Source organism: Streptomyces sp. NPDC048643, assembly GCF_040650615.1.
Classification (GTDB): domain Bacteria; phylum Actinomycetota; class Actinomycetes; order Streptomycetales; family Streptomycetaceae; genus Streptomyces.
In genome coordinates this window covers 60,346-80,536 of sequence record NZ_JBEZHO010000019.1, presented here as the reverse complement: position 1 = coordinate 80,536, position 20,191 = coordinate 60,346, and the positions used below count along the sequence as shown (strand labels likewise).

General features: G+C 70.8%; 17 protein-coding genes. 5 read left to right on the top strand and 12 right to left on the bottom strand.

Annotated elements, in window-relative coordinates; all coding sequences use genetic code 11:
• Window positions 1-25 precede the first annotated feature (25 nt).
• The 3 genes from AB0C62_RS20550 (at window position 26) to AB0C62_RS20540 (ending at window position 3,481) form a co-directional block, all read left to right on the top strand.
• Window positions 26-712, top strand: coding sequence for a hypothetical protein (locus tag AB0C62_RS20550; protein WP_362975067.1), 687 nt, complete (start codon window positions 26-28; stop codon window positions 710-712).
• A gap of 134 nt (window positions 713-846) precedes the next feature.
• Window positions 847-1,695, top strand: coding sequence for a thioredoxin domain-containing protein (locus AB0C62_RS20545; protein ID WP_362975065.1), 849 nt, complete (start codon window positions 847-849; stop codon window positions 1,693-1,695).
• A gap of 115 nt (window positions 1,696-1,810) precedes the next feature.
• Window positions 1,811-3,481: an alkaline phosphatase D family protein gene (locus AB0C62_RS20540; protein WP_362975063.1), complete on the top strand. Its 1,671-nt coding sequence runs from the start codon at window positions 1,811-1,813 to the stop codon at window positions 3,479-3,481.
• Between the two features lie 45 nt (window positions 3,482-3,526).
• Here the strand turns inward: AB0C62_RS20540 and AB0C62_RS20535 are convergent, their stop codons facing one another.
• Window positions 3,527-4,096 carry a dienelactone hydrolase family protein gene (locus AB0C62_RS20535; protein ID WP_362975061.1) on the bottom strand — a complete coding sequence of 190 codons (570 nt, stop codon included), beginning with the start codon at window positions 4,094-4,096 and terminating at the stop codon, window positions 3,527-3,529.
• A 176-nt stretch (window positions 4,097-4,272) separates the two neighbouring features.
• Here AB0C62_RS20535 and AB0C62_RS20530 point away from each other — a divergent pair, with 176 nt between their 5' ends.
• Window positions 4,273-5,445, top strand: coding sequence for a mechanosensitive ion channel domain-containing protein (locus AB0C62_RS20530; RefSeq protein ID WP_362975060.1), 1,173 nt, complete (start codon window positions 4,273-4,275; stop codon window positions 5,443-5,445).
• Between the two features lie 196 nt (window positions 5,446-5,641).
• On the opposite strand, the gene AB0C62_RS20525 is transcribed toward AB0C62_RS20530, so the two are convergent.
• The 5 genes from AB0C62_RS20525 to AB0C62_RS20505 all read right to left on the bottom strand — a co-directional run bounded on the left by AB0C62_RS20525 (window position 5,642) and on the right by AB0C62_RS20505 (window position 10,916).
• Entirely contained in the window at window positions 5,642-7,228 is a 1,587-nt protein-coding gene (locus AB0C62_RS20525) for a Na+/H+ antiporter (RefSeq protein ID WP_362975058.1), read from the bottom strand.
• Window positions 7,229-7,307: 79 nt separating this feature from the next.
• Window positions 7,308-7,817, bottom strand: coding sequence for a GNAT family N-acetyltransferase (locus tag AB0C62_RS20520; protein WP_362975056.1), 510 nt, complete (start codon window positions 7,815-7,817; stop codon window positions 7,308-7,310).
• Window positions 7,814-8,758 (bottom strand): RluA family pseudouridine synthase, encoded by a 945-nt coding sequence (locus tag AB0C62_RS20515; protein ID WP_362975054.1) that lies wholly within the window; start codon window positions 8,756-8,758, stop codon window positions 7,814-7,816. Before AB0C62_RS20515 ends, AB0C62_RS20520 begins: the two co-directional genes overlap by 4 nt.
• Window positions 8,759-8,923: 165 nt before the next feature.
• Window positions 8,924-9,598, bottom strand: a complete 675-nt coding sequence (gene lspA, locus AB0C62_RS20510) for a signal peptidase II (protein WP_362975052.1) — start codon at window positions 9,596-9,598, stop codon at window positions 8,924-8,926.
• Between the two features lie 181 nt (window positions 9,599-9,779).
• The gene (locus AB0C62_RS20505; protein ID WP_362975050.1) at window positions 9,780-10,916 is read right to left on the bottom strand and encodes a TraR/DksA C4-type zinc finger protein; all 1,137 of its coding nucleotides are present in this window, start codon (window positions 10,914-10,916) and stop codon (window positions 9,780-9,782) included.
• A gap of 582 nt (window positions 10,917-11,498) precedes the next feature.
• Here AB0C62_RS20505 and ileS point away from each other — a divergent pair.
• Entirely contained in the window at window positions 11,499-14,642 is a 3,144-nt protein-coding gene (gene ileS / locus AB0C62_RS20500) for an isoleucine--tRNA ligase (protein ID WP_362975048.1), read from the top strand.
• Between the two features lie 325 nt (window positions 14,643-14,967).
• On the opposite strand, the gene AB0C62_RS20495 is transcribed toward ileS, so the two are convergent.
• From AB0C62_RS20495 to ftsZ, 6 genes are all read right to left on the bottom strand, one after another.
• A complete protein-coding gene (locus AB0C62_RS20495) occupies window positions 14,968-16,209 on the bottom strand; it encodes a DivIVA domain-containing protein (protein ID WP_362975046.1) in 1,242 nt (413 codons plus the stop codon).
• A 46-nt stretch (window positions 16,210-16,255) separates the two neighbouring features.
• Window positions 16,256-16,540 carry a YggT family protein gene (locus AB0C62_RS20490; protein ID WP_028803186.1) on the bottom strand — a complete coding sequence of 95 codons (285 nt, stop codon included), beginning with the start codon at window positions 16,538-16,540 and terminating at the stop codon, window positions 16,256-16,258.
• 52 nt (window positions 16,541-16,592) lie between these two features.
• Window positions 16,593-17,234, bottom strand: coding sequence for a cell division protein SepF (sepF, locus tag AB0C62_RS20485; protein ID WP_362975044.1), 642 nt, complete (start codon window positions 17,232-17,234; stop codon window positions 16,593-16,595).
• Window positions 17,235-17,364: 130 nt separating this feature from the next.
• Window positions 17,365-18,084, bottom strand: coding sequence for a YggS family pyridoxal phosphate-dependent enzyme (locus AB0C62_RS20480; protein WP_362975042.1), 720 nt, complete (start codon window positions 18,082-18,084; stop codon window positions 17,365-17,367).
• A 6-nt stretch (window positions 18,085-18,090) separates the two neighbouring features.
• Window positions 18,091-18,828, bottom strand: coding sequence for a peptidoglycan editing factor PgeF (pgeF, locus tag AB0C62_RS20475; RefSeq protein WP_362975040.1), 738 nt, complete (start codon window positions 18,826-18,828; stop codon window positions 18,091-18,093).
• Window positions 18,825-20,018, bottom strand: a complete 1,194-nt coding sequence (gene ftsZ / locus AB0C62_RS20470; protein WP_362975038.1) for a cell division protein FtsZ — start codon at window positions 20,016-20,018, stop codon at window positions 18,825-18,827. Before ftsZ ends, pgeF begins: the two co-directional genes overlap by 4 nt.
• Between the last annotated feature and the right edge of the window lie 173 nt (window positions 20,019-20,191).

Genomic DNA, 20,191 nt, shown 5'->3' with positions numbered 1-20,191 from the left:
AGCGCGTGGGAGACTCTCCTCCGCTATGGACATATCCGGGATCCAGCTCAGAGCCGTGCGCGCGGCGGTGTTCACGGCTGTCGTCGTGACGCTGTCCGCCGCGTCGCACGTGCTGCTGTCCCGGGTTCCGCTGCCGCTGACGACCGTGGCCGCGATCGCCACCGCCGTCTTCGCGGTCGCCTTCGCGCTGGCGGGCCGCGAGCGCGGCTTCGGCCGGATCGCGGCCCTGCTGATCCCGCTGGAGCTGGCCGCCGACACCGTGTTCACCACGGGCCAGCACGTCTGCTACGGCAAGGCCGGCGGCCCGGTCGCGGGCCCCCTGCGCGCCGTGGGCTTCGACGTCCTGTGCGGCGGCGGCAGCGTGGGCACGCCCCTCTCCCGCGTGACCGGCGGCGCACCCGGCCACGCCGGCGCCCTGCTCGCGCACGCCGACCCGGCCGCCGCCTGGCTGCTGCTCGGAGCCCACCTCGCCGTCGGCCTGCTGGCCGCCGCCTGGCTGCGGCGCGGCGAGCGCGCCCTGGACCAGTTGCTGCGCGCGGTGGCCGCCTCGACGTTCCGGCCGCTGCTGCTCGCGGTCGCCGCGGTGACCGTACGGCTCGCCCCGGCCCGTCCGCTGCCGCGCGCCCCGCGCCGGACGACCGCCGCCCGTACCCGCCTGTTCGTGCACTCCCTGGGGCGACGCGGACCGCCCGTCGCCGCCGCTCTCGCCTGAGCGACCGCTCCCGAGGTACGCCTCCCGAGCGGCGGCTCCGCACAACCGCCCCGCGCGCGGCTCCCCGAGCGCCGGCAGTCCCCCTCACGTATTCCGCGTACGACACGTGCGCGTCCCCCTTGGAGATCACCACCATGAGCAAGCGGAACAGCCAGTCGGCGAAGACGGCGGCCCGCGAGCGCCTGCGCGTCGAACGCGAGCGCCAGGCCAAGCGCGACAAGGTCAGGCGCCAGGCGATCGTGGCCGGCTCCCTGGTCGCGGTCCTCGCGATAGCCGGCGGCATCGGCTACGCGGTCGTGCAGAACAACAAGCCGTCCCAGTGGGAGGCCGTCGCGAGCGACAAGGTGGTCGCCCCGGCCAACACCACGGGCACGGACGGCACCACCGTCGTCCTCGGCAAGAGCACCGCGAAGAAGACGCTGAAGCTGTACGAGGACCCGCGCTGCCCGATCTGCGCCTCCTTCGAGCAGACCGTCGGCCCGACCCTGACAAAGGACTTCGACGCCGGCAAGTTCAAGATCCAGTACATCGGCGGCACGTTCCTCGACGGCGACACCGACGACAAGGGCAAGATCCAGATCGGTTCCCGCGGCGAGGGCTCCAAGAACGCCATGAGCGCCCTGGGCGCCGCGCTGAACGTGAGCCCCGAGGCCTTCCTCGAGTACAAGACCGCGCTCTACTCGGCGAAGTACCACCCCGACGAGACGAACGACAAGTTCAAGAGCGACGACTACCTGATCAAGGTCGCGAACACGGTCGACGCGCTGAAGAACAACACCGCGTTCCAGAGCGCCGTCAAGGACGGCAAGTACGACGCCTGGGCCCTGGCCATGTCCGAGACGTTCAACACGAACAAGGACGACGTGAACGGCACGCCGAGTCTGGTGATGGACGGCAAGAAGCTCACCGGAGCGGACGGCCAGGCCGCGCCGATGTCCGTCGCCGACTACACCAAGGCGATGGAGACTGCTCTCAAGGCCTGACAGACGCGGGCACCCCGAGGGTCCACGTGACCTGAGCGGCCAGAAAGCGAAGAGCGGGCGAACTTTCACAAGTTCGCCCGCTCTTGGGCTGTACCGGTCGGTAACCTGATCGCCCGTGACCAGTCGACAGAGATCATCCGACTCCGCGGGCGTCCTCGACTCCCGCGCTCCCAGCCGCCGTTCGGTCGTCAAGGCCGCGGCCGCCACCGCCGTCCTCGCCGGCCCCCTCGCCGCGGCGCTCCCCGCCCGCGCCGCGACCGAGACCCCCGCCTTCCTGCACGGCGTCGCCTCCGGTGACCCGCTGCCCGACGGCATCCTGCTGTGGACCCGGGTGACCCCCGAGTCCAGTGCCGTACCGGGCTCGGGACTCGGCGCGGACACCGAGGTGAGCTGGACCGTCGCCACGGACAAGGCGTTCGCCACGGTCGTCGCCAAGGGCTCCACCGTCGCGACGGCCGCCTCCGACCACACCGTCAAGGCGGACATCCGCGGCCTGCGGCCCGCCACCGACTACTGGTTCCGGTTCTCCGCCGGTGGCACCGACTCCCCGGCGGCGCGTACCCGCACCGCGCCGGCGGCGGACGCGGCGGTCCCCGGTCTGCGCTTCGGCGTGGTCTCCTGCGCCAACTGGGAGGCGGGCTACTTCTCCGCGTACCGCCACCTCGCGGCCCGCGGCGACCTCGACGCCTGGCTGCACCTGGGCGACTACATCTACGAGTACAAGTCCGGTGAGTACGGCACCCGGGGCACGGTCGTCCGGCCGCACGCCCCGGCCAACGAGATCATCACCCTCGCCGACTACCGCACCCGGCACGGCCGTTACAAGACCGATCCGGACCTGCAGGCCCTGCACCACAAGGCGCCCGTCGTCGCGATCTGGGACGACCACGAGTTCGCCGACAACGCCTGGTCGGGCGGCGCCGTCAACCACACCGAGGGTGCCGAGGGCACCTGGTCGGCCCGCCAGTCCGCCGCCAAGCAGGCGTACTTCGAGTGGATGCCGGTCCGCCCGGCGATCGCCGGCACCACCTACCGCCGACTGCGCTTCGGCAAGCTCGCGGACCTCTCCCTGCTCGACCTGCGCTCCTTCCGCTCGCAGCAGGCGGCCACGGCCAGCGGCTCGGTCGACGACCCGGACCGTACGATCACCGGCCGCGCGCAACTCGACTGGCTGAAGACCGGGCTCAAGGCCTCGGACACCACCTGGCGACTGGTCGGCAACTCGGTGATGATCTCGCCGTTCGCGGTGGGGGCGCTCTCCGCCGACCTGCTCAAGCCGCTCGCCAAGCTGCTCGGACTGCCGCAGGAGGGCATCGCCCTCAACACCGACCAGTGGGACGGCTACACCGACGACCGCCGCGAACTGCTCGCGCACCTGCGCTCCAACGCGATCCGCAACACGGTGTTCCTGACCGGCGACATCCACATGGCCTGGGCCAACGACGTGCCGGTGGACGCCGGTACGTACCCGCTGTCGGCCTCCGCCGCGACCGAGTTCGTGGTCACCTCGATGACCTCCGACAACCTCGACGACATCGTCAAGGTCCCCGAGGGCACCGTCTCCGCCCTCGCCTCGCCGGTCATCCGCGCGGCCAACCGTCACGTCCACTGGATCGACACGGACCGACACGGCTACGGCGTCCTGGACATCACGGCCGCCCGCGCGCAGATGGACTTCTACGTCGTCTCCGACCGCACGAACCCGAACGCGACCTCGTCCTGGGCCCGTTCGTACCGCACCCGCAGCGGCACCCAGACGATGGAGCGCACCTACGACCCGGTGTAGCACCGGGTCGCGGGCCCCTGCCTCCGGCCACAGGTACGGCTACAGCTACAGACTGTCGACGAAGCCGAGTGCCACCTTCCAGGTGGCCTCGGCCGCCTCGGCGTCGTAGTCGGGGAGGTCGGGGTCGGTGTAGAGGTGGCCGGCGCCCGCGTAGCGGTAGATCTCCACGTCGGCGCCGGTTCTCTGCATCTGGAGGTACCAGGCGCTCAGCCAGTCGTCGGTCTCGAACTGGTCGGGCTCGGCGACGTGGAGCTGGACGGGCAGGTCGTCCACCGACGCGGTCTCCGCGATGTCCGACGTGCCGTGCAGCAGGAGCAGCCCTCGGGCCTTCTCGTCCCCGAGGGCCAGGGTCTGCGCGACGGAGGCTCCGAGGGAGAAGCCCGCGTAGACCAGGCCCCGGTCGGAGTAGGGCGCGGCGGCCAGCACCGCGCGCTTGAGCAGCTCGACCTTGCCGATCTCCTCGTTGAAGGCCATGCCCTCCTCCACGGTGTCGAAGGTGCGCCCTTCGAAGAGGTCGGGCGTCCACACCTCGTGTCCCGCGGCCCGCAGCCGGTCCGCCGCCGCGCGCACCGCGGGGCGCAGACCGTACGTCGAGTGGAAAAGCATGATGTCCATGGGTTCCATGGTGCCAGCCGGGACCGACAGCCCCGGACGGAGGCCGTGCCCCATCTCACACCGGGCTCGTGGCCCCGCCGATCGGGCGGCGTACGCGGTACCGGCCTCGCGACGTACCCCGTTTCGTCCAGAGATCACATGTTCATGACCGCCGCGAGCCGGTTACGTTCCCTGGCATGGAGAACGTACTGCGCCCGGTGATCGTCGTCGGCGGCTCGGTCGTGATCGCACTTCTCATCGGGTGGTCCGTGGACCTCCTGTTGCGTCGGGTGGACGACCGGCACAGAGAGACCTCCCTGTGGGGTCTGCTCCGCCGTGGCCGCATCCCCTTCCAGCTGGTCCTGTTCGCCGCACTGCTCAGAGGCTCCTTCGACCAGGCGAAGCTGCTGATGGAGCACCGGATCGGCATCGGCAGGACCCTGACCCTGATCCTCATCGGCGCCGCCGCCTGGCTGGTGGTGAGCATCACGACGGCGATCGTCGACACCTCGTACTCGCGCTACGCGAACGCGCACCGCGATCCGGCGCGGGTACGCCGGGTCCGTACCCAGGTGGCGCTGATCCAGCGCGTGGTCACCGCTGTCGTCGGCGTGGTCGCCGTCTCCGCGATGCTGCTGACCTTCCCGGCGATGCGGGCGGCCGGCGCCTCACTGCTGGCCTCGGCCGGCATCCTGGGCATCGTCGCCGGTGTCGCCGCCCAGTCCACGCTGTCCAACCTCTTCGCAGGACTGCAGATCGCCTTCGGCGACATGGTGCGGCTCGGTGACACCGTGGTCGTCGACGGCGAGTGGGGCACCGTCGAGGAGATCACCCTGACCTTCCTCACGGTGCGGACCTGGGACGAGCGCCGGATCACCATGCCGGTGTCGTACTTCACGTCCAAGCCGTTCGAGAACTGGTCCCGCGGCACTCCGCAGATGACCGGGATCGTCTTCCTGCACCTCGACCACTCCGCCCCCGTGGAGGCGATGCGCGGGAAGCTGCGTGACATCCTGCGCGAGTGCCCGGCCTGGGACGGTCGCGACTACGGTCTCGCGGTCACCGACACGACGCCCAACACCATGCAGGTGCGCGCCCTGGTCACCGCGAAGGACGCGGACGACATCTGGACGGTACGGGTCACGGTCCGCGAGCAGATGATGCGCTGGCTGACCGAACAGCATCCCTACGCGCTGCCCCGCGTCAACACCGCCGAGGCGATGCTCACGCCCGGACAGGGACGGTGCGCCGGACGCGAGGACCGGGAGGGCAAGGACGGAGGGGACGGTGCGGCGGCCCGTCTGCACCGCAGCCGCTACGCGTACTCGTCCAGCCACGAGCCGCCCAGGACGGGTCCCGGCCGGGGGTGAACCCCGGGCCCCCGGCCCTTTCCGCGAACCCGGTCCGGGTCGCCCGCGCCGAAGCGCGCGGGCGGCCCGGACCACCTGTTTCACGTCTGCGGCTGTCCGGAGAAGGCGGCCCGGACCTGCTCACGACCGTCCGCAGGGGACGGCACGGGCCCGTCCGCGGCCCTCCGGAGAAAACGGTGCGGGAACCCGCCGCGGGTCAGCGCAGGCTGCGTACGTCGAGGTGCCGCAGGACCCGGTCCACGATCTCCGGATCGGCGCCGGGCTCGTTGCGCGCGGACAGCACCTCGTGCCGGGCCGCGCTCATCATCTCCGCCTGGATCCGCCGCATCCGCTTGATTCGCCGGACCCGCTTCTCGTGCGCCTCGCGCCGCTCCTCGTCCCCGACGTCGGGACTGATCCGCACCCCGATCTCGTAGGCCCGGCGCAGCAGTTGCTCGGAGACCTCCTCCGGCAGGTCCTCCGAGTCCTCGATCTCCCGCAGCCGGAGCTTCGCGGCCTTCGCGGCCCGCAGCGCCAGCTCCTTCTCGAACGCCTTCTCGACGTCCTCGTCGGCCCGCACGCCGAGCCTCCTGACCAGCCACGGCAGGGTGAGCCCCTGGATCAGCAGCGTGGCCATGATCACCCCGAAGGCGATGAAGACGATCTCGTCCCGGTCGGGGAACGGCGATCCGTCGTCCATCTCCAGCGGGATGGCGAGCGCGAGCGCGACGGACGCCACTCCTCGCATTCCGGCCCACCACATCACCACGGTCTCCCGCCAGGACGTGGGGATCTCCTCGTCGTAGTCCCGCTTGGCGTGCAGCCGCTTGGTCAGCCAGGTCGCGGGCAGCAGCCAGGCCAGGCGTACGAGCACGACCACGCCCACGATCGCGCCGGCCCAGCCGAGCATCTCGCCCCACCGCCCGGCGGCCGTGCGCAGCGCGTTGTGCAGTTCGAGCCCGATGAGCCCGAAGGCGACACCGGTGACGAGCGTGTCGACCACGTCCCAGACGGTCGATCCGGCGAGCCGGGTCATGACGTCGTCGGCGTCGGTGGCGTACTCCGACAGGAACAGGGCGGTGGTGAGCACGGCGAGCACGCCGGAGCCGTGCAGTTCCTCGGCCAGCACGTACGAGGCGTACGGCACCAGCAGGGTCAACCCGATCTGCAGGGTGGTGTCGTCGAGCAGCGTCATCAGTTTGTTCGCCGCCCAGCCGAGCGCGAAGCCGATGACGACGGCGACGACGGCGGACAGCACGAGGTCGAGCCCGGCCCGCCAGGGCGAGAAGCTCCCGCTGACCGCGGCCGCGATGGCGACGTGGTACAGCACGATGGCCGTCACGTCGTTGAAGAGTCCCTCCCCCTCCAGGATCGACACCAGCCGGCGCGGCAGGCCGAGCTGGCCGGCGACGGCGGTCGCGGCGACCGGGTCGGGAGGCGCCACGAGCGCGCCGAGGGCGACCGCTGCGGCGATCGGGAGGCCCGGCACGATCGAGCTGGCGACGGCCGCCACGACGACCGTCGTGACGAACACGAGCGCCACGGCGAGCAGGAGGATGGGCCGCACATTGGCGGCGAACTGTCTCCACGAGGTCCGCCGCACCGCCGCGTACAGCAGGGGCGGCAGCAGCGCGGGCAGGATCAGGTCCGGCGGGATGTCCACGTTCGGGACGAACTCGGGCAGGGCCAGGGCGATACCGAGCAGGGTCATCAGGACCGGCGAGGGCAGCCCGAGCCGGTCTCCCACCGGGACGCTGATCACGGCCCCGAGCAACAGCACGAACAGCAGGGCCAACTGATCCACGGTCAGCGCTCCGGCGAGGTCTAGGCGATCAAGGTCGATCCGGATCTCAAGCGTGCCATGCCGCTAGGACAAACCCCGCTCACAGGGCCTTGCGCATCGCGCGGTGCGGGATTCCGGCGTCGGGGAACTCCGGGCCGTAGGCCGCGTATCCGAGCCGTTCGTAGAAGCCGAGGGCGTGGGTCTGGGCGTGCAGGTCGACGGCGGCCAGGCCACGCGCGTGCGCGGCCCGCTCGATGGCGCCGACGAGCGCGGCGCCGACCCCGAGCCCGCGCGCCTCGCGCGTCACGGCGAGCCGTCCGAGGGAGCCCACGGTCGGGTCCCCGCCGGTCTTCGCCGCGGCCGCCTCGCCGTGCAGGAGCCGCCCGGTGCCGAGCGGTACGCCGTCCTCGCGGACCGCCAGCACGTGCAGGGCACCGGCGTCGTACGCGTCGTACTCGATGTCCTCCGGCACGCCCTGCTCACCGACGAAGACGTCCTTGCGCACCCTGAAGCAGGCCTCGCGGTCGGTCGCCTCGTCGGCGACCCGCACCACGTACGAGGCGTCCCGCGCAGCCGGGGAACCTGGCCCCGTCCCGTCCGGGCCCGTCACGCGTAGCTCTCCTCACGGACCTTGTCGAGGGCCTGCTGGAGGTCCTCGGGGTAGCCGCTCTCGAACTCGACCCACTGCCCGTCACCGGGGTGCTCGAAGCCGAGACGCTTCGCGTGCAGCCACTGCCGGGCGAGGCCGAGGCGCTTGGAGAGGGTGGGGTCCGCGCCGTAGGTCAGGTCGCCGACGCAGGGGTGGCGGTGGGCCGACATGTGGACGCGGATCTGGTGGGTGCGCCCGGTCTCCAGCTTGATGTCGAGCAGCGAGGCGGCGCGGAAGGCCTCGATCAGGTCGTAGTGCGTGACGGAGGGCTTGCCCTCGGCCGTGACCGCCCACTTGTAGTCGTGGTTCGGGTGGCGTCCGATGGGCGCGTCGATGGTGCCGCTGGTCGGGTCCGGGTGGCCCTGCACGAGCGCGTGGTAGCGCTTGTCGACCGTGCGCTCCTTGAACTGGCGCTTCAGCGACGTGTACGCGTACTCCGACTTGGCGACGACCATCAGGCCCGAGGTGCCCACGTCGAGGCGGTGCACGATGCCCTGGCGCTCGGCGGCGCCGGAGGTGGAGATCCGGTAGCCGGCGGCGGCGAGACCGCCGATGACGGTCGGGCCGGACCAGCCGGGGCTGGGGTGGGCGGCCACGCCGACGGGCTTGACGATCACGACCACGTCATCGTCGTCGTGCACGATCTCCATGCCCTCGACGGGCTCGGCGACGATCTGCACGGGCGCGGGGGCCTGCGGCATCTCGACCTCAAGCCAGGCGCCGCCGTGCACCCGGTCGGACTTGCCGACCACCGAGCCGTCGACCGAGACCTTCCCCGCCGCGGCGAGCTCTGCGGCCTTCGTACGGGAGAAGCCGAACATGCGGGAGATGGCGGCGTCGACACGCTCGCCCTCCAGGCCGTCGGGCACGGGCAGGGTGCGGATCTCGGGAATGGTGCTCACCCGTCGAGTATGCCGGACGCCTCGGACACCCCCGGACCACGGCCCGAACACGCGTACCCCTGGAGCCCCCGGCGAAGCGGCTCCGCGGACGGTGGGCGGGCGGTCCCCGACGCCTGCGACGAGCGGAGCCGGGACAGCTCCCCCGGCCCGCCGTCGGGGCGTACGTCAGTCCTTGTGGACCGTTCCGTCCGGGTCGAGGCCCCGGAAGGACAGCAGGACGATCAGGATGCCGCCGCAGACGATCGCCGAGTCGGCGAGGTTGAAGACGGCGAAGTGCTTGGGGGCGATGAAGTCCACGACCGCGCCCTCGAAGACGCCCGGCGAGCGGAAGATCCGGTCGGTCAGGTTGCCGAGCGCGCCGCCGAGCAGCAGGCCGAGGGCGATGGCCCACGGCACGCTGTACAGCTTGCGGGCGAGCCGGGCGATGACGACGATCACCGCGGCGGCGATCACCGTGAAGATGATCGTGAACGCCTCGCCGAAGCCGAAGGCCGCGCCCGCGTTGCGGATGGCCTCGAACCTGAGCCAGTCCCCGATGATCTCGATCGAGTCGTGGTGCTCCAGCTTCGCCACGACGATCATCTTGCTGATCAGGTCGAGGGCGTAGGCCAGAACGGCCACCGTGAAGAGCACGGCGATCTTGCGCCTGCCCCTGGGCCGCTCGTCCGTCCCGTCCGCCGCGGACGCCGGGACGGAGTTCCCGGAGGGCCGCTCGGCCGGGGTCTGCCCGTCGCCGCCGGACCGGTCCCCCGACGCCGCGTTCCCGTCGGACTGCTCCGGCTCGGCAGACGCCGCCCCTGGGATGCCCGGCGTACCGATGATGCGCTCCGCCTCTGCCACGTGAGTGAGTCCCTCGACCTAGGTTCCTGACTGAGGACGAGGGTACGGCACACCCCTGCGGGCCCCCGTGCTCAGGAGCCCTCCCGCGCCGCGCGCGGAGCCCTCCCGCGCGACGCGGACGACGTCCGCCCCGGGCGTCACGGGGCCGGTGGCGCGGCGCGCGGGAGGTCCGGCCGACGGTTCAGTGCCGGCGCTCCTGCTTCTGCTTGCACTCGACGCACAGCGTGGCGCGCGGGAAGGCCTGCATCCTGGCCTTGCCGATGGCGTTGCCGCAGTTCTCGCAGAGCCCGTACGTGCCCGCGTCGAGGCGGTGCAGGGCGCGCTCGGTCTGCTCCAGCATCTCGCGGGCGTTGGAGTTCAGGGCCATCTCGTGCTCGCGCGTGATGTTCTTCGTGCCGGTGTCCGCCTCGTCGTCGCCCGCGCCGTCACCGGAGTCGCGCATCAGGCCGGCGAGGGCGGCCTCGGAGGTCGAGATCTCGGCGCTCAGCCGCAGCGCCTCGGACTGGAGCTCCGCACGGGCCTCCTCGACCTCCTCCGGGGTCCACGGGTCCTCGCCGGGGCGCACGGCGAGCTCGCCGGACTCCGCCGCGGCGAGCCGCGCCTTGGGAACCGCGGTGGGCTTCTTGGCGGCCGTGGCCGCGCCAGGGGTCTTCTTCGCAACCACCGTCGTGGCTCCCGTCGTCTCCGCGGCCTCCGCCGCGCCCTCGGCCGCGGACGCGGCCGTCTTCTTGGCCGTGCTGGTGCTCTTCCGCGCCGTACCCGCGGTCTTCTTGGCCGCGGCCTTCCCGGCCGCCTGCTTCTTCGCCGCGGCCGCCGCCTTCTTGGCGGGAGTCCTCTTCGCCGTGGCCTTCTTCGCGGCGGACTTCCTGGCGGTGCCCGCCTTCGTGCTCCCCGACCCGGAAGCCGCCGTCCTCGTGGACGCGGTCTTCGCGGCCGAGGCCTTCTTCGCCGGTGCCTTCGCGGACGCGGCCGTCGAGGGCTGCTCCGGGGACTCGCTCTCCTCCGGGGCCGAGGTCTTCGACGTGGTGGCCCTCGCGGCGGCCTTCTTCCTGTCGGCCGCCTTGGCGCCGGCCTTCTTGTCGGTGGCCTTCTTGTCGACCGGCGTGTCGGCCGTCTTCGCGGTCACGGCCTTGGCCGTCACCGTCTTGGCGGTCACTGTCGCGGCCGGGGTCGCTGTCCTGGAAGTCGTCTTCACCGGTTTCGCCTCGCTCGTCGCGGAAGCCCCCTGCGCGCTCTTCTTCCCACCCACATTCTTGGCCGCCGAACCCGTGGATCTGCCGGACGCCGACTGCTGTACGGCGGTCTTATTCGCCACCATGGCCGCGGCCCCTTCACATTTTGTGATCTTGCTCGCGCGTCGTGCTGGGACGATAAATCGACTTCTGGCCCGCGGCAACGGGGCACGCCCGCGAATCGTCCGCCCCGCGGGTCCCGCGTGGCAGGCATGCAAGCGTTGTGCCCAGCTCCCCGCCCGGTAATCCGCCGGGACCACCGTCCCCGGATCCGGACGGGCGCCCCGCGCCATTCGGGTCATCGCGCAGGCCACGGCGGTGCCCGGGAAAACCGGTCGGCCACTGTCCCCGGGGCGCCGTACACTGGGCGCAGCGAGAAGCGTGGATGGGGACGAGTAGCGGCGTACGCGGCCAGGAGCGACCCGGGGACGGTGGAAGCCCGGGGGCCAGCGCGACGTGAAGATCACCCCGGAGCCGCCGGCAGAACACCCCTGAGGGGCCAGTAGACCCGGCATCGCGACCCCAATGAGGGGGCTCACCGGTGCGAACGGCGCACGGGCGGGCCAAGGAGGGTGGTACCGCGGGAGCGCGCCGAACACGGCGTCCGCAGCAACAACGCTCTCGTCCCTCCGACGGAAGGCAGAAAGTCCGTTGGAGGAAGCTCGCCGATGACAGCGCCGACGTACCGCCAGGTGCCCGCCCAGGTCGACCTGCCCGCCCTCGAGCACGCCGTGCTCGACTTCTGGGGCGAGCAGAAGATCTTCGCCAAGAGTCTCGACCAGTCCGAGGGCCGCCCCGAGTGGGTGTTCTACGAGGGCCCGCCCACCGCCAACGGCATGCCGGGCGCCCACCACATCGAGGCGCGCGTCTTCAAGGACGTCTTCCCGCGCTTCCGCACCATGCGTGGCTACCACGTGGGGCGCAAGGCCGGCTGGGACTGCCACGGCCTGCCCGTGGAGCTGGCGGTCGAGAAGGAGCTGGGCTTCACCGGCAAGCAGGACATCGAGGCGTACGGCATCGCCGAGTTCAACGCGCAGTGCCGTGAGTCGGTGACCCGTCACACCGACGCGTTCACCGAGCTGACGAACCGCATGGGCTACTGGGTCGACCTGGACGACGCCTACCGGACCATGGACCCCGAGTACATCGAGTCCGTGTGGTGGTCGCTGAAGGAGATCTTCAACAAGGGCCTGCTGGTCCAGGACTACCGCGTGGCCCCCTGGTGCCCGCGCGACGAGACGGGCCTCTCGGACCACGAGCTGGCCCAGGGCTACGAGACGATCGTCGACCCCTCGGTCTACGTCCGTTTCCCGCTCACCTCCGGTCCGCTGGCCGGCCGCGCCTCGCTCCTGGTGTGGACGACCACGCCGTGGACCCTGGTCTCCAACACCGCGGTCGCCGCGCACCCGGGCGTCACCTATGTCGTCGTGACGAACGGCGAGGAGCGGCTCGTCGTCGCGCAGCCGCTCGTCGAGAAGTCGCTCGGCGAGGGCTGGGAGACCACGGGCGAGTCCTTCACGGGCGCCGAGATGGAGCGCTGGACGTACCAACGTCCCTTCGAGCTCATCGAGTTCCCCGAGGCCGCGCACTTCGTCGTCAACGCCGAGTACGTGACGACCGAGGACGGCACGGGTCTGGTCCACCAGTCCCCCGCCTTCGGTGAGGACGACCTCAAGGTCTGCCGCGCGTACGGCCTGCCCGTGGTGAACCCGATCCGCCCGAACGGCACCTTCGAGGAGAGCGTCCCGCTGGTGGGCGGTGTCTTCTTCAAGAAGGCGGACGAGAAGCTCACCGAGGACCTCCAGAGCCGCGGCCTGCTCTTCAAGCACGTTCCCTACGAGCACAGTTACCCGCACTGCTGGCGCTGCCACACCGCGCTGCTCTATTACGCGCAGCCGTCCTGGTACATCCGCACCACCGCCGTCAAGGACCGCCTCCTCGAGGAGAACGAGGGGACCAACTGGTTCCCGGAGTCGGTCAAGCACGGCCGCTTCGGCGACTGGCTGAACAACAACATCGACTGGGCGCTCTCCCGCAGCCGCTACTGGGGCACCCCGCTCCCGTTGTGGCGCTGCGAGGAGGGCCACGTCACCTGCGTCGGCTCGCGCGCGGAGCTGACCGAGCTGACCGGCACCGACCAGTCGGACCTGGACCCGCACCGCCCGTTCATCGACGCGGTCACCTTCCCCTGCCCGGAGGGCGGCTGCGGTCTGACGGCGACCCGCGTCCCGGAGGTCATCGACGCCTGGTACGACTCGGGTTCGATGCCGTTCGCGCAGTGGGGCTACCCGTACAAGAACAAGGAACTGTTCGAGAGCCGCTACCCGGCGCAGTTCATCAGCGAGGCCATCGACCAGACCCGCGGCTGGTTCTACACGCTGATGGCCGTCGGCACGCTGGTCTTCGACAAGTCCTCGTACGAGAACGTCGTCTGCCTCGGCCACATCCTCGCCGAGGACGGCCGCAAGATGTCCAAGCACCTGGGCAACATCCTGCAGCCGATCCCGCTGATGGACCAGCACGGCGCCGACGCCGTGCGCTGGTTCATGGCGGCCGGCGGCTCCCCGTGGGCGGCACGCCGCGTGGGCCACGGCACGATCCAGGAGGTCGTCCGCAAGACGCTCCTCACGTACTGGAACACCGTCGCCTTCCAGGCGCTGTACGCCCGCACCGCCGACTGGGCGCCCAGCGAGGCCGATCCGGCCCCGGCCGACCGTCCGGTCCTGGACCGCTGGCTGCTCTCCGAACTGCACGCGCTCACCGACCAGGTGACGCAGGCTCTGGAGGCCTACGACACGCAGCGCGCGGGCAAGCTCCTGTCGGCGTTCGTCGACGACCTCTCCAACTGGTACGTGCGCCGGTCCCGTCGCCGCTTCTGGCAGGGCGACAAGGCCGCGCTGCGCACCCTGCACGAGGTCGTGGAGACCGTCACGCGGCTGATGGCCCCACTGACCCCGTTCATCACCGAGCGGGTCTGGCAGGACCTGGTCGTCCCGGTCTCCCCGGACGCCCCCGAGTCGGTCCACCTGTCGTCCTGGCCGGAGGCGGACCTGTCCGCCATCGACCCGGAGCTGTCGCGCCAGATGCTGCTGGTCCGCCGTCTCGTGGAGCTCGGCCGGGCCACGCGCGCGGAGTCCGGCGTCAAGACACGTCAGCCGCTGTCCCGCGCGCTGGTCGCCGCGACCGGCTTCGAGACGCTCGACCGCGAGCTGCACGCGCAGATCACCGAGGAGCTGAACGTGAGCTCCCTCGCATCGCTCTCCGAGGTCGGGGGCTCACTGGTCGACACGACCGCCAAGGCGAACTTCCGCGCGCTGGGCAAGCGGTTCGGCAAGGGCGTCCAGGCGGTCGCGAAGGCCATCGCCGAGACCGACGCCGCCGCGCTGTCGCTCGCCCTGCGCGAGGGCACCGCGTCGGTCACGGTGGACGGCGAGACCGTGACGCTCGCGCCGGACGAGGTCATCATCACGGAGACCCCCCGCGAGGGCTGGTCGGTCGCGTCAGACTCCGGCGCGACCGTCGCCCTCGACCTGGAGATCACCGAGGAGCTGCGCCAGGCGGGCCTCGCCCGTGACGCGATCCGGCTGATCCAGGAGGCGCGCAAGAACAGCGGCCTGGACGTCGCCGACCGCATCGCGCTCCGCTGGAGCTCCACGGACCGGGCGGTCGCCGCCGCACTCGGTGAGCACGCGACGCTCATCTCCGACGAGGTTCTCGCCACGGACTTCGCGCAGGGCGAGGCCGACGGCGCCTACGGGGACCCCTTCACGGACGAGGGCCTGTCCCTCACGTTCCGCCTCCGCAAGGCGTAGCACCGCGGCGCGACCCGCCGAGGCCGTACGGACCGAAGGCCCGGGGCCGCCAGGATGTCCTGGCGGCCCCGGGCCTTCGGCGTCGCGTCCCCCGCACAAGCGCCCGCGCGAGCACGCCCGTTCAGGACACGCGGACAACGACGGCCGTTCAGGCACCCCGTCCTGGGGCCCCCGCGTGCCCCCCAGCTCACCGCAGGCCCCCGCACGCTCGCCCCTGGTCTGCGTACCCCCGGCGCCTCACGGACAGCACAAAAGGGCGGAGCCCCCGGATGATCCGGGGGCTCCGCCCTGAACGCTGCCGACGCCTAAGGCGTACTCAAGGCCGTCAGTTGTCGTCCTCGTCGATGAGGAACCCGCGCATCGGCGAGGGCGCCTGCTGCATCGGCGACGGGCCCTGGGGCCGCACCGGAGCCATCGGCTGGGTCATCGCCGGCGACATCTGCTGCTGTCCGCCGTAGGACGGCGCGGCCGGAGCCGGGCCACCCATGCCCTGGTTGCCGCCGCCGTAGGACGGGGCACCGGCGCCCGCGGGAGCCATGGAGGGCGCGGAGGACGACGGCAGGGAGGCCGTGGCCGGGGTCCGCGGCGGGGCGAGCGAGTCGTCCGCCTGCGTCTCCAGCTGGCGCAGCTGCGACTCCAGGTAGGACTTCAGACGCGTGCGGTACTCGCGCTCGAAGCCGCGCAGGTCCTCGACCTTGCGCTCCAGCGTGGCGCGGGCGGACTCAAGGGAGCCCATCGCGACGCGGTGCTTCTCCTGCGCGTCCCGCTCCAGGGCGTCGGCCTTGGCACGGGCGTCGCGCTCCAGACCCTCGGCGCGGCTGCGAGCCTCACCGACGATCTTGTTGGCCTCGGAACGGGCCTCGGCGATCGCCTGGTCGGCGGTCTGCTGAGCCAGCGAGAGAACACGGGCGGCGCTGTCGCCACCGGGGCCCTGCTGCGGCATCTGCGGACCGTGGCCGCCCATGGGGCCACCCATGGGACCGCCCATCGGGCCGCCCATCTGCTGCATCTGCTGCATCTGGCCGGGACCCTGGCCCATCGGACCCTGGCCCATCGGACCGCCCTGGCCCATCGGACCCTGACCCATGGGGCCACCCTGACCCATGGGGCCGCCCTGACCCATCGGACCCTGACCCATGGGGCCCTGGCCCATCGGACCGCCCTGGCCCTGCTGGCCCTGCTGGCCGCTGGGACCGGCGGGAAGCTGCGGCGCACCGCTGGGCAGCTGGGGCGGGCCACCCATGGGGCCACCCATCTGCTGCTGCGGCGGGCCCGATATGCCCGCGGGCACGGGAGCACCCGGGCCACCGCGCATACCCTGCGGCGGACCCTGCTGCTGGTCCTGCTGTTCGGGCGGCTTGCGCATCCCCTGCTGTTGCTGGTTCTGCGCGGCCGCGCGCGTGGCAGCGGCCAACTTGGCGCGCAGGTCCTCGTTCTCGCGGAGCAGGCGCGTCAGTTCGGCTTCGACCTCATCGAGGAAGGCATCGACCTCGTCCTCGTCATAGCCTTCTCGGAGGCGGACGGTCGTGAACTGCTTGTTCCGCACGTCCTCGGGGGTCAACGGCATCTCTTCACCTCAACGTAGTCGTCGGCATTCGGCAAGACCGTATCGTTCACAGCCGGCTCACGACGGAGATCAGGATGTAGACGATGATCATCAGTACGAAGAAGGACAGGTCAAGCGCCACGCCCCCGAGACGCAGCGGCGGAATGAACCGCCGCAGAAGCTTGAGCGGTGGATCGGTGACAGTGTAGGTGGCCTCCAGAACGACCACCATCGCCTTGCCGGGTTGCCATGAGCGGGCGAACTGGAAGACGTAGTCCATGACCAACCGGAAAATCAGCACGATGAGGAAGCACATCAGCGCGATGTAGAGAACCTGCCCGACCACGCTCATGATCCCGTGCTTCCCTCTCCCCTGTTTCCCTGCGGTGTTCCGGTCCTGCGTCTCAGCTCTGGTTGAAGAACCCGCCCTCTGCGATGCGGGCCTTGTCCTCCGCCGTGACATCGACGTTAGCAGGCGACAACAGGAACACCTTCTGCGTCACCCGCTCGATGCTGCCGTGGAGACCAAACACCAAACCGGCCGCAAAGTCGACAAGTCGCTTCGCATCCGTGTCATCCATCTCGGTCAGATTCATGATCACCGGGGTGCCTTCACGGAAGTGTTCCCCGATGGTACGGGCCTCGTTGTAGGTCCGGGGGTGCAGCGTGGTGATCCGGTACGGCTCTCGTTCCGACACGACCTTGGGCATGATCACCGGGGCGTTCTTCTCCAGGGGCTGACGTTCTTGTGTGATGGACGCCACGGGGGCGATACGTGCCGGACGCCCGGACTCCGCGGCCAGCGAAACGGAATGGGGCACCGGGTCGCGCGGGGCCGAGGGCTGTACCACTCGTACCGATTCGTCCCGTTGGGACTGGTGCGCCTGATGTGACTGGTGGGGCGGCTCGTGCCGTCGCCGGTCCCGCTCGGGCTCCGGGTCGAGCTCGGGCTCGAAGTCGTCGTCGGGGTCGAATCCCCTGCCGTCGTACCCATCGTCCTCCACGAGGCCGAGGTAGACCGCCATCTTGCGCATCGCGCCGGCCATTGCTCTGAGTCCTCCGCTCTGTGGTGGATCGGCTGACGAACTGCCAAGTGCCCGCGATCCACGAGGTCGTTATGCCCGCCTGCGGCGGAAATGACCATATTTTCTGCTGTGGTCCGACTTCTTGGCGACGTTACCCGAGCCTGGGTCGGACTCCGAGTACCGCAGTACCGACGCGTACATGTGTCGCTCCGGCTGCCACGGCCTGTTCGAGGTCCGAGCTCATCCCTGCCGAGACCATGTTCGCAGCCGGATGCGCGCGGCGCAGGACAGTCGACAAATCCATCAGCCGCTCGAACGCCGCCTGTTGCCGGCCCGCGTACTCACCGGTGAGCGGGGCGACGGTCATCAGTCCGTCGAGCCGGAGACCCGGAGCCCCGGCGACGAGCTCGCCCAACTCCTCGATCCCGCCGGTTCCCACGCCTCCGCGTTCGCCGCGACCGCTCTCCTGCGCGTCGAGCGCCACCTGGATCAGGCATCCGATCTCGCGCTCGGTCCGCACCGCCTCCTTCGAGAGGGCCGTGACGAGCCGGGCACGGTCGACGGACTGCACGAGATCCGCGTAACCGACCACGGAACGCACCTTGTTGGTCTGCAGCTGCCCGACGAAATGCCACGTGAGGGGCAGATCGGAGCATTCCGCCGCCTTGGGCGCCGCGTCCTGGTCCCGGTTCTCGGCGACGTGCCGCACCCCGAGTTCCGAGAGAATGCGCACATCGCTCGCCGGATACGTCTTGGTGACCACGATGAGGGTCACCTCTTCCCGCTTGCGACCGGCCGAGATGCACGCCGTCGTGATGCGGTCTTCCACTTTCGCCAGGTTTTCGGCGAGTTGAGCCTTACGGTCCGTCATGCCCCATCAGTCCAGCCAGACATAGCCCGCGAGCCGCCCGGTGGTGCGGTCCCGTCGGTAAGAGAAGTGGTCCCCCGACTCGATCGTGCAGACCGGCGACTGCTCCCGGTCGCGCACGCCGAGCCGTTCCAACTGCGCGTGCACTCCGGCGGTCACGTCGACCGCGGGAGTTCCCCAACTCGTCTCGGAGTATGCCGCCGGTTCGACGGCGGCGACCTCGGCGCGCATCGCGGCCGGTACTTCGTAGCACCGGCCGCACACCGCGGGGCCGGTGCGGGCGACGATCCGGTCCGGATCGGCGCCGAGTTCCACCATGGCCCGCACGGCGGCGGGCACCACGCCGGCGATCATGCCCGGCCGTCCCGCGTGGGCGGCGGCCGCCACCCCGGCGACCGGGTCGGCCAGCAGAACGGGAGTGCAGTCTGCGGTGAGGACGGCGAGCGCCAGTCCGCGCCGCGTCGTGACGAGGGCGTCGACCGACGGGATGTCCGCGGAGTCCCACGGCCCTTCGACCACCGCCACGTCCGGACCGTGCACCTGGTTCATCCAGACGACCCCGGCCGGATCGAGCCCGAGCGACTTGGCGGCCAGGTCCCGGTTGGTGCGGACGGCGTCGGGGTCGTCGCCGACCGCTCCGCCGAGGTTGAGCTCCTCGTACGGAACGGCGCTCACTCCGCCCCACCGGTCGGTGAAGGCGAAATGGGCGCCGCTCGCGTTGCTCGTTCCGGAGCGCTGTCCTATCACTTCAGGAAGTCCGGCACGTCCAGTTCCTCGGCCGCGCTGTCCGAGTAGGAACGGGACGGCGGGACCGGCGGGGAGACGGGCAGTTCACTGACCGGCTCCGGAGCGGGCTCCGGGGCGGCCTCCTTCGGGGTGACGCTGCCGAGCGACCCGAAGGACGGCCGGCTCTCGGAGGTGCGCGCCGGGGCGGGCTCCTCACGTCGGGCCGAGGTCGAACCGAGGACGTTGTCCCGCTTGGCCGGCGGCTGGCCGCCGTCGAAGCCGGCGGCGATGACGGTGACCCGCACCTCGTCGCCGAGGGCGTCGTCGATGACCGCGCCGAAGATGATGTTGGCCTCGGGGTGCGCGGCCTCGCTCACCAGCTGGGCGGCCTCGTTGATCTCGAACAGGCCGAGGTCGGAGCCACCGGAGATGGAGAGCAGGACGCCGCGGGCGCCGTCGATGGAGGCCTCGAGGAGCGGCGAGGAGATCGCCATCTCCGCGGCGGCCACCGCGCGGTCGTCGCCGCGGGCCGAGCCGATGCCCATGAGCGCCGAACCCGCCTCGGACATCACGGACTTGACGTCCGCGAAGTCGAGGTTGATCAGACCGGGCGTGGTGATGAGGTCGGTGATGCCCTGAACACCGGAGAGCAGGACCTGGTCCGCCGACTTGAAGGCGTCGAGGACCGAGACCTGGCGGTCCGAGATGGACAGCAGCCGGTCGTTCGGGATGACGATGAGGGTGTCGACCTCTTCGCGGAGTTCGGCGATGCCGTCCTCCGCCTGGTTGGCGCGGCGCCGGCCCTCGAAGGTGAACGGGCGGGTGACCACGCCGATGGTGAGGGCGCCCAGCGAGCGGGCGATGTTCGCCACCACCGGAGCGCCGCCGGTGCCCGTGCCACCGCCTTCACCGGCTGTCACGAAGACCATGTCGGCCCCCTTGAGGACCTCCTCGATCTCCTCGCGGTGGTCCTCGGCGGCCTTGCGGCCGACTGCCGGGTTGGCTCCGGCCCCGAGGCCGCGCGTGAGTTCCCGACCGACGTCGAGCTTGACGTCGGCGTCGCTCATCAACAACGCCTGTGCGTCGGTGTTGATGGCGATGAACTCGACGCCCTTGAGACCGACCTCGATCATCCGGTTGATGGCATTGACACCACCGCCGCCGACACCGATGACTTTGATGACTGCGAGGTAGTTCTGCGGTGCTGCCACGTCGAAGGCCTCTCGCCTCGAGTTACGTGTCGTCGCCTCGCGGTGTTCGCGATCCGACGACTGATGCCGAATGGGACGGTCCGAACGCCGACCCGAACCCTAACGCTGAAGTTTAGGGTTACCAGTGTGTCTGTTCCTTGGACTCTTCCGAACAGGACACTAAGTCGACAAGT

Bases quoted from the DNA above. Each gene is read 5' to 3' on its own strand.
- sepF (WP_362975044.1), bottom strand. From the start codon at position 17,234: ATGGCCGGCGCGATGCGCAAGATGGCGGTCTACCTCGGCCTCGTGGAG.
- AB0C62_RS20495 (WP_362975046.1), bottom strand. From the start codon at position 16,209: ATGCCGTTGACCCCCGAGGACGTGCGGAACAAGCAGTTCACGACCGTC.
- ileS (WP_362975048.1), top strand. From the start codon at position 11,499: ATGACAGCGCCGACGTACCGCCAGGTGCCCGCCCAGGTCGACCTGCCC.
- AB0C62_RS20535 (WP_362975061.1), bottom strand. From the start codon at position 4,096: ATGGACATCATGCTTTTCCACTCGACGTACGGTCTGCGCCCCGCGGTG.
- AB0C62_RS20490 (WP_028803186.1), bottom strand. From the start codon at position 16,540: ATGAGCGTGGTCGGGCAGGTTCTCTACATCGCGCTGATGTGCTTCCTC.
- AB0C62_RS20480 (WP_362975042.1), bottom strand. From the start codon at position 18,084: ATGACGGACCGTAAGGCTCAACTCGCCGAAAACCTGGCGAAAGTGGAA.
- AB0C62_RS20545 (WP_362975065.1), top strand. From the start codon at position 847: ATGAGCAAGCGGAACAGCCAGTCGGCGAAGACGGCGGCCCGCGAGCGC.
- AB0C62_RS20505 (WP_362975050.1), bottom strand. From the start codon at position 10,916: ATGGTGGCGAATAAGACCGCCGTACAGCAGTCGGCGTCCGGCAGATCC.
- AB0C62_RS20530 (WP_362975060.1), top strand. From the start codon at position 4,273: ATGGAGAACGTACTGCGCCCGGTGATCGTCGTCGGCGGCTCGGTCGTG.
- AB0C62_RS20550 (WP_362975067.1), top strand. From the start codon at position 26: ATGGACATATCCGGGATCCAGCTCAGAGCCGTGCGCGCGGCGGTGTTC.